Source organism: Ornithinibacillus californiensis, assembly GCF_001038485.1.
Taxonomy (GTDB): Bacteria; Bacillota; Bacilli; order Bacillales; family Amphibacillaceae; genus Ornithinibacillus; species Ornithinibacillus californiensis.
The window spans coordinates 36834-51845 of sequence record NZ_LDUE01000064.1; the positions used below are offsets into that span (position 1 = coordinate 36834).

15 protein-coding genes, 2 tRNA genes and 1 rRNA gene are annotated in these 15012 nt (G+C 36.5%); 12 read left to right on the forward strand and 6 right to left on the reverse strand.

Annotated features, from left to right (window positions below; all coding sequences use genetic code 11):
* Positions 1-2: 2 nt before the first annotated feature.
* From thiL to TE34_RS17440, 3 genes are all read right to left on the reverse strand, one after another.
* Positions 3-974: a thiamine-phosphate kinase gene (gene thiL, locus TE34_RS17430; RefSeq protein WP_047986102.1), complete on the reverse strand. Its 972-nt coding sequence runs from the start codon at positions 972-974 to the stop codon at positions 3-5.
* A gap of 133 nt (positions 975-1107) precedes the next feature.
* Positions 1108-1184, reverse strand: a tRNA-Asp gene (locus tag TE34_RS17435).
* A 48-nt stretch (positions 1185-1232) separates the two neighbouring features.
* Positions 1233-1309 (reverse strand) — tRNA-Met (locus tag TE34_RS17440).
* Between the two features lie 376 nt (positions 1310-1685).
* On the opposite strand from TE34_RS17440, the gene TE34_RS17445 reads away from it, so the two are divergent.
* The 6 genes from TE34_RS17445 (at position 1686) to rfbD (ending at position 7176) form a co-directional block, all read left to right on the forward strand.
* On the forward strand, positions 1686-2684 hold the full coding sequence (locus TE34_RS17445) for a CgeB family protein (RefSeq protein ID WP_053075126.1): 999 nt from the start codon (positions 1686-1688) through the stop codon (positions 2682-2684).
* A 58-nt stretch (positions 2685-2742) separates the two neighbouring features.
* Positions 2743-3774 carry a CgeB family protein gene (locus TE34_RS17450; protein ID WP_053075127.1) on the forward strand — a complete coding sequence of 344 codons (1032 nt, stop codon included), beginning with the start codon at positions 2743-2745 and terminating at the stop codon, positions 3772-3774.
* A gap of 128 nt (positions 3775-3902) precedes the next feature.
* Positions 3903-4787: a glucose-1-phosphate thymidylyltransferase RfbA gene (gene rfbA, locus TE34_RS17455; protein ID WP_047986103.1), complete on the forward strand. Its 885-nt coding sequence runs from the start codon at positions 3903-3905 to the stop codon at positions 4785-4787.
* Complete coding sequence (gene rfbC, locus TE34_RS17460) at positions 4784-5329, forward strand: dTDP-4-dehydrorhamnose 3,5-epimerase (RefSeq protein ID WP_047986104.1); 546 nt, start codon at positions 4784-4786, stop codon at positions 5327-5329. Before rfbA ends, rfbC begins: the two co-directional genes overlap by 4 nt.
* A gap of 16 nt (positions 5330-5345) precedes the next feature.
* Positions 5346-6320: a dTDP-glucose 4,6-dehydratase gene (gene rfbB / locus TE34_RS17465; RefSeq protein ID WP_047986105.1), complete on the forward strand. Its 975-nt coding sequence runs from the start codon at positions 5346-5348 to the stop codon at positions 6318-6320.
* 10 nt (positions 6321-6330) lie between these two features.
* A complete protein-coding gene (gene rfbD / locus TE34_RS17470) occupies positions 6331-7176 on the forward strand; it encodes a dTDP-4-dehydrorhamnose reductase (protein ID WP_047986106.1) in 846 nt (281 codons plus the stop codon).
* Between the two features lie 97 nt (positions 7177-7273).
* On the opposite strand, the gene TE34_RS17475 is transcribed toward rfbD, so the two are convergent.
* Positions 7274-7714, reverse strand: a complete 441-nt coding sequence (locus tag TE34_RS17475) for a hypothetical protein (RefSeq protein WP_053075128.1) — start codon at positions 7712-7714, stop codon at positions 7274-7276.
* 37 nt (positions 7715-7751) lie between these two features.
* On the opposite strand from TE34_RS17475, the gene TE34_RS21135 reads away from it, so the two are divergent.
* Positions 7752-8201 (forward strand): hypothetical protein, encoded by a 450-nt coding sequence (locus TE34_RS21135; RefSeq protein ID WP_047986118.1) that lies wholly within the window; start codon positions 7752-7754, stop codon positions 8199-8201.
* A gap of 516 nt (positions 8202-8717) precedes the next feature.
* Here the strand turns inward: TE34_RS21135 and TE34_RS17485 are convergent.
* Positions 8718-9920 (reverse strand): glycosyltransferase family 2 protein, encoded by a 1203-nt coding sequence (locus tag TE34_RS17485; RefSeq protein WP_047986107.1) that lies wholly within the window; start codon positions 9918-9920, stop codon positions 8718-8720.
* 198 nt (positions 9921-10118) lie between these two features.
* Between TE34_RS17485 and rfbF the strand changes: the two genes are divergently transcribed.
* Genes rfbF through TE34_RS17510 form a run of 5 tightly spaced genes read left to right on the forward strand, consistent with a single transcriptional unit; the run spans position 10119 to position 14773 of the window.
* Positions 10119-10895 carry a glucose-1-phosphate cytidylyltransferase gene (gene rfbF / locus TE34_RS17490; protein WP_047986108.1) on the forward strand — a complete coding sequence of 259 codons (777 nt, stop codon included), beginning with the start codon at positions 10119-10121 and terminating at the stop codon, positions 10893-10895.
* 14 nt (positions 10896-10909) lie between these two features.
* Positions 10910-11992, forward strand: coding sequence for a CDP-glucose 4,6-dehydratase (rfbG, locus tag TE34_RS17495; RefSeq protein ID WP_047986119.1), 1083 nt, complete (start codon positions 10910-10912; stop codon positions 11990-11992).
* Between the two features lie 16 nt (positions 11993-12008).
* On the forward strand, positions 12009-12566 hold the full coding sequence (locus tag TE34_RS17500; RefSeq protein ID WP_201777707.1) for a dTDP-4-dehydrorhamnose 3,5-epimerase family protein: 558 nt from the start codon (positions 12009-12011) through the stop codon (positions 12564-12566).
* Entirely contained in the window at positions 12563-13462 is a 900-nt protein-coding gene (locus tag TE34_RS17505) for an NAD-dependent epimerase/dehydratase family protein (RefSeq protein ID WP_047986110.1), read from the forward strand. The genes TE34_RS17500 and TE34_RS17505 overlap by 4 nt, the downstream gene beginning before the upstream one ends.
* Before the next feature lie 30 nt (positions 13463-13492).
* Positions 13493-14773: a glycosyltransferase gene (locus TE34_RS17510; protein ID WP_047986111.1), complete on the forward strand. Its 1281-nt coding sequence runs from the start codon at positions 13493-13495 to the stop codon at positions 14771-14773.
* Between the two features lie 54 nt (positions 14774-14827).
* On the opposite strand, the gene rrf is transcribed toward TE34_RS17510, so the two are convergent.
* Positions 14828-14943 (reverse strand): 5S ribosomal RNA (gene rrf, locus TE34_RS17515).
* Positions 14944-15012 lie beyond the last annotated feature (69 nt).

Sequence of the window (15012 nt, forward strand, 5' to 3'; positions counted from 1 at the left end):
TGTCACCTGCTTAAGTGGTTATATCCTTTTTTCTCTAGCCGTACCATTTTACCATTTTTCTGTTGGAATAGCACTCGACTAACTGGTTGTACTGCAGTTACATACCCGATTTCTGTTACACGTACATTTTGTTGGGATGCAACTTGTTTGACCGTTTCCCATTCTCTTTTCGAAACGGTTCCTAGCAATTCATAATCTTCGCCACCAAATAATTTCCATTTATATTGTAAATCTGTGTCAAATTGGCTCAAATAAGGATGGATTGGTAGTTTTTCATCCTGTAAGACGATAGATACATTCGAAGCCTCCGCAATTTCGTGTGCTTCACTAGCAATACCATCACTAATATCATTTAAAGCAACCCTTGATATACTTTGTAGGCCTAAAGCGAAATCAACACGGGGGCTAGGCATTTGGTGTCTTCTTTTAAAGTATTTCTCATCTTTATAGTTGTCAGGGTGGAATAGCATATGCAACCCTGCCTGCGAATCTCCCAAGGTACCAGTAGCAAATATGATATCTCCTTCTTGTGCTAAACTCCTCAACGAAGCATTATCTTTATTTGTAAACCCTAGCACCGTTATGGAAATGACTAGTTCACTTCCCGACACGGTATCACCACCGATTAAATCAACGTTATATTGATTCGCAAGGCTTTGCATTCCTTCATAAATCTCATTTAAGTCATCTGTAGACCAGTTATCAGAGATAGATATTCCTACTAAGTAAAATGCTGGTTTTGCTCTCATAGCAGCCATATCACTAAGATTAGCTGCCAGTGCCTTATAACCAATATGATACGGTGTCATGGTTTCTTTATTAAAGTGAACATTTTCCACAAACATATCCTTCGCTATTACTATATCCTGGTTATTGGAACGGATTACGGCTGCATCATCACCAATCCCTTTTAATAAAGAAGATTGCCGATAGTACGATTGCTGAATTGAATTGATAAATGAAAACTCGTCCATTATATCTCCACCATTCTATAAAACGCTATATCCATGATAGCAAAAAGATAGGTGAGATACTATTTAGCAATCCTTAAAAACAAAAAAACATGATCTCCGTAGAAATCATGTGTATGTATGTATGAAATTTAAGTGGCGGTCCGGACGGGACTCGAACCCGCGACCTCCTGCGTGACAGGCAGGCATTCTAACCAACTGAACTACCGGACCATTTGGTTGAAATTGTTTTCCAACTTGAAGTAGTGAGTTGGATTAAATTGGTTGCGGGGGCAGGATTTGAACCTACGACCTTCGGGTTATGAGCCCGACGAGCTACCAGACTGCTCCACCCCGCGATAGTAAAAAGTATTAAATTAAGCTCATGCACATTTTTGAGTGCAATCTTGTTGTTAGTGACCCCTGCATCTACTAGCTTACTCGAAGATGTTTATGCTTCGGGGTTACTCGTTGCTATAGAGACAAAATTTATTATATCTAATCTAGAATCTAAATGCAAGACATATACAAAATTATTTTTGTTGAATTTCTTCATCAGCAACGTTTATTAATATACCACTAATTGATGTAATTAGTCAATACTTTTTAGATAATTACTCATTCTGACTACTATTTCGTTGTGGACCCGGGGCCAAGCTAGGCTTCTTAACTTACCATTGTATCTCCTTATGAATATATTATAGAGCACATCACGTAATAGATGGAGGGACAAATGTGAGTGAGGAAACAAGAAGAGAAAGTCTTCATGATAAAAGAGTGATATTTGTTAAAACAGGGGTTCAAGGTCCATATCCCCCATTAGAAGAAGCTATTATTAGTAGCTTATCAGAGTATGTAACTGTAAAAGTCTGTCATCCAATAGATGACCTTGTTACCATTGCTTCACAGTTTAAGCCACATATGGTATTAGCACTTCACGGACTTTTTCTACATCACCATAAGATGAGAGAAATCCAAAAATCAGGAATTCCAATTGCAATCTGGATTACAGATGATCCTTATTATACTGACGTAACAAAAGACTTTGTTTACTTTGATCATATTTTTACAGTTGAATTATCTTGTGTGGACTTTTATAAAAATTTGGGTCACACATCAGTTACGTATTTACCTTTAGGTTGTCGAAAAGAAATATTTCGTCCATTACCTGTACCTAAGGAGGATGAAATTGATATTTGTTTTGTTGGGTCTGCCTTTCAAAATCGTGTAGATCTAATTGATGGGATTGCAGATTATTTATTAGATAAAAATGTTATGATAGTTGGTCAATGGTGGGAACGCCTCAATAATTATAACAAGTTGAAAAGTAAGATTCACAATGAGTGGCAAACACCAGAAAGTACTGCCTATTACTACAATCGTGCAAAAATCGTCTTAAACATTCATCGCCTAGCAGTTTATGAGCATCCTGAAGCCAGTCAATCTAACAGCTTAAGTATCCCAGCATTGTCCATGAACAATCGTACGTTTGAAATTAATGGTTGCAAAACACTTCAGATTTCTGACTTTAGGGCAGACATCAATAACCATTATGAAAATGGGAAGGAGATTGTAACATTCTCAACCAGTGAGGAACTAATCAACAATATAGAGTATTATCTACAAAATGAAGAAGAACGATATCGTATTGCGAGAAGTGGATTTATAAAAACGTTAACCCACCATACGTATCAACATCGTGTTAAAAAACTATTAAATACGATATTTGATTAATAATTCTCAAGACCGTTCATCCTCTTTCCACAATAAATTATTTTAGGAGGATATGTAAGTGATTAACAATTATAGTAGAGAATTTATTTCAATGAATAAAGAGCAATATAAAGATAAAAAAGTTATCTTTATAACATCAGGTGTTGGTGGTCCTTATCCACCTTTAGAAGAAGGAATAGTCAACAGCCTTACGAAATTTGTACAATTAAAGGTTTGTCATCCCTCTCAGGATTTAGTAGTTGAGACGAAAATGTATAAACCTGATATCGTCTTAGTATTTCAAGAGTTTTTTATCAATCATTCCCAAATGAAAGAAATTAAACAATTAGGTACTCCTATCGCTATTTGGACTACTGACGATCCCTACTATACGGATGCAACAAAGGAATTCGGATATTTCGATTATGTTTTTACCGTGGAATTAGCTTGTGTGGATTTTTACAGGAAGTTAGGCTGTCCAAATTCAATTAATTTACCATTAGGTTGCTTTACTAATATCTTCTATCCACAAACTGTAAAAAAGGAGGAAGAAGTAGATATTTGTTTTGTCGGATCCGGATTTCCAAATCGGTTAGAGATTTTTGATAAAATGGCAGATTACTTAAAGGATAAAAATGTCATTATTACGGGACAATGGTGGGAGAGTCTAAAAAACTACGATTTATTAAAAAGTAAAATTGACCACAAAAACTACTGGATACCACCTCAAGAGACTGCCTATTACTACAATAGGGCAAAAATCGTTCTCAATTTCCATCGATTACCATCCTATGATTATCCCATTGAGGGGCAGTCCAATAGTGAAAACATACCCGCACTTTCTGTAAATAATCGCACCTTTGAAATAAATGGCTGCAAAACATTACAAATCACCGATTTACGAGAAGATTTAAAGAATCAATATGAGATTGGAAAAGAAATAGAGACCTTTTCTTCTACACAGGAGTTAATCTACAAAATAGAATACTATCTAAATAACGAAAAAGAACGAGCAGCAATCGCAGAAAATGGTTATCAAAGAACGATAGATTATCATTTATACGAAAATAGGGTTTATAAACTATTAGATACTGTATTTCGAGTTTCTTAAGCTAGGTAACCGCCAATTTTATTGCGCTCTTGCCTCTACAGCTTCACTTACCCACTCATTTTACTGCACCCTACCATATACTAACCTAGAAATGATACTTTACCCTAGTTTTAATTGGAGGATTACAAATGAAAGGAATAATATTGGCAGGTGGAAGTGGCACAAGACTTTCCCCATTAACACAGGCTATATCCAAACAATTATTACCAATTTATGATAAACCAATGATATATTACCCACTCTCAACACTAATGCTAGCAGGGATAAAAGAAATTCTAGTTATATCCACCCCCTTCGATCTACCAAATTATAAAAGATTGCTAGGTGATGGTTCTAACCTTGGTATTTCCATTCACTACGAAGCCCAAGAACAACCAAACGGAATAGCACAAGCGTTTATCATTGGAGAGGAATTTATTGGTGATAGCGATGTTGCTCTCATTCTAGGTGATAATATCTTCTACGGTCATGAGCTTGAAAATCTATTAATATCAGCAAAGAATAATCACCAAGGAGCAACAATCTTTGGTTATTATGTAAAAGACCCAGAGCGCTTCGGTGTTGTTGATTTTTCTAAGAATGGTAATGTGACTTCAATTGAGGAAAAACCAAAGAATCCAAAATCTAATTACGCAGTGACTGGGTTATATTTTTACAACAACCAAGTAGTAGACATTGCTAAAAGCATAACACCGTCTGCCAGAGGAGAACTGGAGATTACGGATGTTAATAAAGTATACCTTAATCAAGGGGAATTAAAGATTAGACTTCTAGGAAAGGGGTTCTCTTGGATCGATACTGGGACCCACCAATCCTTACTCAGAGCTTCACAATATATTAATACGATTGAAGAAAACCATATGATAAAAGTTGGTTCAGTAGAAGAGATAGCCTTTAAAAAAGGGTATATATCGAGGAAACAATTAACTGAGTTAGCAAGACCATTAAGCAAAAACGACTATGGAAAATATTTAATGGAGCTTGCGAATGGTTCAAAAAGAGGTGAAATATGAAAATTATTCATACGAAGCTCCAAGGTGTCTATATCTTGGAGCCACTAGTTTATGAGGATCATAGAGGTTTCTTTATGGAGAGTTATAATAAGCAATCATTAGAAAAGTCAGGTCTAGAGTATAACTTCGTTCAAGATAATCATTCATTATCTACGGAGGCTAGTGTTATACGGGGGTTACACTACCAATTAAATCCGAAAGCCCAATCAAAATTAGTTCGAGTAGGTAGTGGGGTTATTTGGGATGTGGTTGTAGACATTCGACCTGAATCGAACACATTTGCACAGTGGTTTGGGATTATTTTAAGCGAAAAAAACAAACGCCAAGTAATTGTTCCAAAAGGATTCGCTCATGGATTCTGTACCCTAGTACCAGATACAAGTGTCCTATATAAAGTCGACGAATATTATGATCCTGACTTAGAGCGAGGAATCTTATGGAATGATCCGCAATTAAATATAGATTGGCCTGTTTCGAACCCCATCTTATCTGAAAAAGATAGTAACCTTCCTCTACTAAAGCATGCTGAAAATAATTTTTAATAAAGGAGTATGAAAAATGAAGCTTCTTGTTACCGGTGGTGCCGGTTTTATTGGAAGTAATTTTATTCATTACTATTTAAATGAACACCCTAACTCCCACATAATAAACTACGATCAATTAACATATGCAGGGAATCTAGAGAACTTAGCACCACTTATGAACAACCTCAATTACTCATTTATCAAAGGGGACATTACTAATTATGAACTCCTTCATCATATAGTGAATACTTATCAAGTAGATGTCATTGTAAATTTTGCTGCAGAGTCCCATGTCGATAGAAGTATAGTAGAATCTACCAAATTTACGCATACAAATATCCAAGGAACACAAACCCTTTTAGAAGTAGCGAAAAATAATCACATCAAGAAGTTTATCCAGATATCAACTGATGAAGTTTATGGTTCACTTGGAGATGATGGTTACTTCACTGAAGAAACTCCTCTAGCTCCCAACAGTCCCTATTCTGCAAGTAAAGCTGCTGCAGACCTCCTTGTTAGATCCTATCGAGAAACATATGGGATGAATATTAATATAACTAGATGTTCTAATAATTACGGTCCATACCAATTCCCAGAAAAGTTAATTCCCCTAATGATTACAAACGCATTAGATGGTCAGAAACTGCCTGTATATGGTGATGGGAAAAACATTAGAGATTGGCTACACGTAAAGGATCATTGCTCAGCAATTGACTTAGTGATTGAAAAAGGAGTTTCCGGTGAGGTTTATAATATCGGTGGAAATAATGAGTATACAAATATAGAAATTGTAGAAAAAATAGTAGATTATTTATCCGCTCCAAAAGAATTAATCACTTTTGTTGAGGACCGATTAGGACATGATTATCGTTACGCGATTGATTCTACGAAAATAAAAAATGAACTAGGTTGGGAGCCTACCTATTCCTTTGAGGATGGAATACGTGAAACCATTGAATGGTATTTAACGCATCAAGATTGGTGGAAAAAGCTTAAGAACTACACGTAAGAGGGTGTTTATGATTACGAAAGTATTAGTAACCGGCGCAAAAGGTCAATTGGGAATGGACTTGGTGTCGGCTTTGAACCAGGCTGACTATCGAGTCTATGGGATTGGAAAAAGACAGTTAGATGTTACAGATTTTGAACAAATAATGAGTCAGGTATCAAAAATTAAGCCAGATATTATTATCCATTGTGCTGCTTATACCAATGTCAATCAAGCAGAACAACATAAGGATACAGCTTTCCTCATTAACGGTATTGGAACACGTAATATAGCAATTGCAGCAGAAAGTATAGAAGCTAAACTCATTTATATTAGTACGGATTATGTATTCGATGGGGCGGATAATGAACCTTACCATGAATTTTCCCAAGTTAATCCATTAAATGTATATGGCCAATCCAAATTAGCCGGAGAGCAATTTGTTCGGGATTTTCATTCTAAATATTATATCATCCGAACCTCGTGGGTATTTGGTGTTAATGGTGAAAATTTCATTAAAAAAATGCTACATCTCTCCGAACAAAATACAGAACTCACCGTCGTTAATGACCAAACCGGATGTCCAACCTACACAGTGGATCTTGCTAGGGCTATCATGCAGATTATGGAAACAAATCGCTATGGAATCTATCACGTTTCCAATTCTGGAAGTTGCACTTGGTATGAGTTGACATTAGAGCTATTTCGATTAACAAATACAAGTGTAAAACTTATTCCCTGTATGACAGAAGAATTTCCAAGTCCCGCTAAACGTCCCATCTACTCTGTATTTGATCATATGGCACTACGTCTGAATGGATTTGATACGTTACCACATTGGAAGGATGCACTAGATCGTTTCGTAAAACAATTATAATGAATACAAATGACAAAAACTAAGCACTTAAATACAAGTGCTTAGTTTTTCCATGAAAAAATACCTCTTCATCTGTGACAAAGAGGTATTGGTTAGGTTAACCGATTGTATCAGATTTTCTAATACAAACTTTGATAATATCTTTTTCTACTAATCTCCAAAATACGCTACCTGAACTTGGTCTTGAACCACGGTTCATTAGTCTTGGAGTACCTTCACATAGAACATCATATCCTATAACTTCGAATTCATCACCTTCATTAGCATCTTCTCTTTCAATAACACATTGGAAGGCGCGTTGGTCTTCAATAGTTTTTGGTACTTTACTACCATCGTCCATAACTGCCGTATAGTGAATCTTTTTCTTTAACACACCACATACAATTACTTTTTCTGGACAAACATCTTCAATCACTGGTTCATCTAAAAATACTTCTGTGCTAACATTCTCTACATCAGCTAATGCTGGAGGTACAAGCTGCGTTTTAAATTCTATAACGTGTTGGCAGCAGGTAATTAGATTTGCGATAGGGCACACGATAGGTGCTGCGGTAGTTGTTGAAGAAGTAGAAGTAGTGCTGGTAGTTGTAGAAGTTGATGTTGATGTTGATGTCGATGTTGACGTTGAAGTCGATGTCGATGTTGATGTCGACGTTGATGTTGACGTTGACGTTGAAGTCGATGTTGATGTTGATGTTGATGTTGAAGTCGATGTTGATGTCGACGTTGATGTTGAAGTTGACGTTGAAGTCGATGTTGATGTTGATGTTGATGTTGATGTTGATGTTGATGTTGACGTTGAAGTCGATGTTGATGTCGACGTTGATGTTGAAGTTGACGTTGAAGTCGATGTTGATGTCGACGTTGATGTTGAAGTTGACGTTGAAGTCGATGTTGATGTCGATGTTGATGTTGATGTTGATGTTGATGTCGACGTTGATGTTGATGTCGATGTTGATGTTGTTGTAGCAGGTGGCGTACAAGATGGTCCTGGTATTTGGTTAGGGCCCGTTACAGAGCCTTGACCTGCTTGACCGCTTACGAATACACATCCTAAAAATAATGGAACATCTGTATCAATTGTTATACAAAAGGTAATTGGGAAATCTAACTCTTCATCTTCCAATTCAATATCTGTAAACATAAGACCAGGTATCTCGTTAGGCTGAGGATTTCGTGAAACTTCACAGGTCACTGGTCCTTCATCAGATCGTGTACAGTCAAGGTCTTCGTCATCAAGTGAATCAAGTACAGTATCTGGACAATCCAACCCAATAGTAAAGTGACTAAGACCTTGAGGGTTTCCCACTGGTTCCACATCATAGCAAAACCTATTCATAGATGGGTCGGACGCTCCAGCATTATAAGTTATTTGCCAACCATTGCTTCCTTGTGTGGCAAGAAAGACCGAACTTGGACATACCATATATATTATCACTCCTTTATGATTTATTCTCTATCATTGTATTAATAGAAAACTTAGGTGTTTGGACAGATTACACGGTAGACCAGTCTATTTGTAAAATTATAGTGTGCAATCTTTAAATAACTTCAACTTTCCCATCCACCACGTTCTTCATTTGCATATTTACAAAATCATTATCCACATGAACAAAATAGTTAAATCCAGTTAAAAACCTAAGAACATCAATTGGAGGAATCTCATTAAATAAATAGTGGATATTCGGTTGGTTACCAAATATATTAATTGCTTCATTGGCAATGTCCTGACTATAATAATATAATTCTGGAATCCACAGATAAAGCTGGCAATCTTCAGCCAATAACTTATCCCTTAGTTCTACTAACCGATTTTTCCACAAAGAACGTTCATTGTTCCAATCTGCTACTAAGACATATGATTTCTCTGAGGTATCTCTTGTTTCCTCCTCAAAAGGATAATTGAAATGTTCCTTCTTTACAGGGAAATAGTGTTGTTCTTTCCTATAGGCAATACCATCAACAAGCTTTCTCCGATCAAATCCAGAAACAACATCCCATTTCTTTGCGAATTTCTCTCCATTAGCATGTATGGCTGCAGCTACATTTTCTGAATGCTGATGAAACGTTACATTTCCTATATGATCAACGAATGATGCTCCGACAATTGCAATCTTATATCCAGCAATACATGTACGCAATGACCAATCATCATCATCAAAGAATCCAAACCCAAACCAAAAATCATTTCCTCCTATTGCCTGAAATAATTCTCGTTTTATCGTTACACATGCCCCTATTACTCTTTCTGTAAAAACAATCTTGTTCTTATTTTCCTCCATAAATTCCTTCGAAAACTTCTTCATTTCTTCGACTGATTGAAATCTAACGCCTACATTCGCTTCTCCAGAGGCATACGATAAATGTGGTACAGCAGCACCTATAGCAGGGTCACTTTCTAATGTAGCTACTATTCCATCGAACCAGTCTTCAGGGAAAATTAAATCATTGTTTAATATAGTAATAATCCCCCCTCGACATTTTGAAAAACCTAGATTCAAAGCCATTAAAAATCCCTTATTCTTCTCTAAGTGAACTGGAACAATTTCCATATCACTTTTCAATTCATCCTTCAAATTCATTAGTTCTACTTTCGTTTCATCTTCTGATCCATTATTGATAACAATTAATTCAATCCCCTTCTCTTTATGGGAGTTACTAAGTGATTGATTTAATGTGGTAATTGCTTGTTTCGTAAGATTCCACTGATTATGACAGAGTAGAACAAAGCTATAATATGGCATTCTATTACCTTCCTCTCTAAGTAACTGTATTAATTAATATATGTAACCCAAACTTCTTTGGAAAGGCGTTTATATCAAGTACATCATTTTTTCTTCCTTACAAATGTCCGTTATTAATTCAATCGCACATACATAACACCTAGCCTTCACATACGTTATAGGAAAAAGTGTGTATTAAGTCTAAAAAGAGGTGTATCTATGAAAGTTGTAATTCTTGCAGGAGGATTTGGAACTCGTATTAGTGAAGAATCTTATTTAAAACCAAAGCCGATGATAGAAATAGGAAACTATCCTATACTTTGGCATATTATGAAGATTTACTCTTCCTATGGTTACCATGATTTCGTAATTTGTCTTGGCTACAAGGGATATAAAATAAAGGATTATTTTCTTAACTATTATCTCTATCGTTCAGACATAACCGTAGACTTTAATAAACAGAATGAAAAGATTATCCACCACCATAATGCGGAGCCATGGAAGGTAACCTTAGTAGAAACTGGATTAGAAACGATGACTGGTGGGCGAATTAAAAGGATTCAAGAATATATAGGAAACGAACCCTTTATGCTTACGTATGGAGATGGAGTAGCAGACATTGATATTTCTCAGTTAGTGAAGTTTCACAAAACAAAAGGAAAATTAGCGACTCTTACCGCTACACAACCAAGTGGCAGATTTGGTGCCTTAGAATTATCAAACGACCAACAGATATTAGCCTTTAGAGAGAAATTAAAGGGTGACGGCGGTTGGATTAATGGCGGTTTTTTTGTGTTACAGCCTGAAGTCTTCAATTATATAGAAGGAGACGACACCATCTTCGAAAAAGAACCGTTAGAACGCTTAGCTAATGATGGTGAATTAATGGCATTCAAACATGATAGCTTTTGGCATCCAATGGACACTCTCCGTGACAAGAAGTATTTAGAAGAATTATGGAAAAAAGAAAAAGCTCCATGGAAAACATGGACATAATGCGAGGTGACGAAATGGTCGATTCAGAATTTTGGAAAGGTAAGAAGGTCTTCATCACTGGACATACCGGCTTCAAAGGTTCCTGGCTATGTTTATGGCTCCATAGTTTAGGGGCAGAAGTTACGGGATACGCATTGGAGCCACCAACTACCCCCTCTCTCTTCAAACTTTGTGAAATAGATAAGCTTATTGACTCTGTGACTGGAGACATTAGGGACCGAGACTCACTTTATAAAGCTATATCTGATGCTAAACCAGAGATTATCATACACATGGCCGCTCAACCAATTGTGAGAACTTCTTATCATCAGCCTATTGAAACATTCGATGTCAATGTAATGGGGACAGTGAATTTGCTCGATGTAGTTAGACAACTAAATACTTCAGCGGACAATATAAAAGTAATTCTAAATGTAACTACGGATAAATGTTATGAAAATAAAGAGTGGGAATGGGGTTATAGGGAAATTGACTCTTTAGGTGGATATGATCCTTATTCCAGTAGTAAAGCATGTTCAGAATTAGTCACCCAAGCATTTCGGAGTTCTTACTTTAACCCTAAATCATATACTAACCATGGGGTTGCTGTAGCAACTGCTAGAGCAGGTAATGTAATTGGCGGAGGAGACTTTGCTAAAGATCGCTTGTTACCTGACTGTATCAGAAGCATTCTATCAGGGGATGAGATTGTAATACGAAATCCAAAGTCCATCCGACCCTGGCAACACGTACTTGAGCCGCTAAGTGGATACTTAACCTTAGCCCAGAGGCTTTACCTAGATGGAAGTAATTATGCTGAAAGCTGGAACTTTGGACCGCAAGAGAACGATGCAAAAAGTGTAGAGCATATTGTCATGAGTATTTGTGATATGTGGGGGAATGACGTCTCGTATAGGATTGAAAGCAGTACAACAGAACATGAGGCCACATATCTGAAGCTTGATTGGTCTAAAGCAAAGCAACGTATAAACTGGACCCCGAGATGGAATCTAGATAAAGCAATTGAAAAATCAATAGATTGGGTAAAAGCATACCAATCTAATAAAAATATGACTTCTGTCTGTATAGAGCAGATCCATGAATATAGCAACATGTAAGTGGAGGTGTTATGTTTTGAAGGTTAACCAAACAAATCTAGTAGACTGTGTACAGATTTTCCCCAAAATAATAACTGACCACCGAGGAACTTTCGTTAAACCTTTTCATTTTGATAGCTTCAAGGATAATAATTTAAGAACTGATATTAAGGAACAATATTATTCTACATCAACGAAAGGGGTGTTACGTGGCCTACATTTTCAAGCACCACCGAAAGAACATGTAAAACTAGTATACTGTATGAAAGGTGATATTATAGATGCCGTAGTGGACCTAAGAGTTGGTTCACCTACTTATGGACACTACGATTTATTTCACCTAGACGGCGAGAAGAAAAACATGATTTACATCCCAGAAGGTATGGCACATGGATTTTACGTATCAAGCAAAGAAGCAGTTGTGGTTTGTCTATTAACATCAACCTTTTCATCAGAATGTGATAGTGGTATCCGCTGGGATTCGTTAGATATACCATGGCCAAATCGTAATCCAATACTATCTAAAAAGGACAAAGAGCTACCTAGTCTAGATGAATTTAATAGCCCTTTCCTTTATAGGGGCGAAGAACAATGAGCAATTCTAGTAAACAAAGGGCACTTATTACTGGTGCAACAGGTTTTGTTGGCTCACACCTTACGAAACAACTAGTTCAAGAAGGTTGGGACGTTTCCATCATTACTAGGCCTTCTTCTAATTTAAATTTACTCTCTTCTACTATCGATGATATTTCAATCTACCGGCACGATGGATCCATACCTCATATGATGAACATTATGGAAAAAGCAAAACCTGACGTAGTGTTTCACTTAGCTTCCACCGTTAAAACGCAACATCAACCAGCAGATGTTACTTCATTAATTGAAAGTAATATTGAATTTGGAACTATGCTAGTAGAAGCTATGCTTGAAAATAATGTATATCGATTAATCAACACAGGAACATCTTGGCAACATTATCAAAATAAACCCTATAGTCCAGTATGTCTTTATGCAGCGACCAAACAGGCTTATGAGTCAATTCTTGCATACTATACAGAAGCGTCTTCTTTACAAGTAGTCAATCTAATGCTGTTTGACACATATGGACCAAACGATCCCAGACCTAAACTAATTTCACTATTACTAGAAGCTGCTAGAACAGAAAAACCATTAGCATTATCTCCTGGAGAGCAATTAATTGATATCGTTCATATCAACGATGTTGTGCAGGCATATATTATGGCGGCTCATCGGATGCTTAACCAAAAGGCAAACCAATGGGAGGAGTTTGCAGTTACCTCTAATTCCCCCATTCGCTTAAAGGATCTGGTAAAAACAGTGGAAGCAGTACTAGGTAAACAATTATTAATCGAATGGGGCGGACGTCCATATCGTTCCCGTGAAGTCATGATACCGTGGAATAACGGTAAAACACTACCAAGTTGGCAACCAGTTTTATCCTTAGAAGAAGGATTAAGAGGATTAGTTTAAGAATTTATAGTTAGAAAGCGAGGTTTTATTATGAAAATAGCACTATTAACCATGTTCAATGGGTTAGATAGCACCTACTCCATCGTAAATGTAGTTGCTGAACAACTTCGAATGATGCTTAACGACGATGTAAAACCAATTATGCTAGTTAGTGAAAACTGCTCACTTGCTGATAGATATGGAATTTTTTTAGATGAACGGATTGAATGGAGAAAAGTAGTTAATAGTATTGATGGAGAACAGATTCATTGGCGGGATTACTCTCAAGCAAATGGAAAGGTACATGATACTTTCTTTAAAGAGGTAGACGTAATTGCTGCTGATCTAGTCAAGAAACTTTCGGATGTTGATACCTGCATCATGCATGATATTCATTATCAAGGATGGCATCTGCTTCATAATATCGCTGTTAGAAAAGCACAAGAAAAACTTCCAAATTTGAAATTCATCGCTTTTACTCATTCCGCTCCTGTAAATCGTCCAACTCAAACCGAATGGCCATTCTCTGCTAGATATTCCCCTATGCCTAACACCATTTATGTTTATCCTACTCAATCCGGTATCACTGCACTATCTAAACAATATGACGTCGCAGAAGGATATTGCCGTGCAGTAAACAATAGTCTAGATTTGTTAAATTATCTGGATCAAAGTGTAAAGAGATTAACTGAGGAAGTTGATATATTTAGCCCAGATATTTTAGTTGTTTATCCTGGAAGGTTAACCACAGGGAAGAAGTTTGAAAAAGTAGCTTCCCTCTGTGGCACAATCAAAAGGTATAGTGAGAAAACCGTAAAAGTTATTTTCTGTGATTTTCCAAGTAGTGATATTTCTTCTAAACAATATAAACATATCATTAAAGCAAGTGGTTCTTCTTTTGGTCTAGATAGTGATGATATGTTTTTCACTTCTAACATTGAAGAGTTTAAATATGGGTTTCCAAGACAAGGGGTATTGGACTTATTTTCCTTATCTAATCTCTTTATTTGTCCATCCTTTTCCGAATCATTTGGGTTAACAGTATTAGAAGCAGCTAGCAAGGGGAACTTTCTAGTACTAAATGAAAGAGTCCCTGCGTTAGAAGAAGTAGGTAAACAATTAAATGCCTACTTTATGAAGTGGGATGCAAGAAATTTTGGATACAATACTCATGAAAAATACCAGCCATCAGAGGAAGAATATTATAAAGAACATGGTGAAATTATTGTTAACTTAATGCGTGAAAATCCAGTAATTCATGCTAAAACGATGTCCAGAAAACGTTATAGTCCTGATTGGATTTGGGAAAATCAATTAAAACCTTTGTTATAAATCAGCATAGAAAAAGCTCTAAGAAGAAATATCTTCTTAGAGCTTTTCACTTTTGCCTGGCAACGTCCTACTCTCACAGGGGCAATGCCCCAACTACCATCGGCGCTGAGAAGCTTAACTGCTGTGTTCGGTATGGGAACAGGTGTGACCTTCTCGCCATCATCACCAGATAATGGGTTTAGATATAAAGTTTAATTTATACCCTAAAAACTAAATAAGAGTAAACAACGATTATCAAA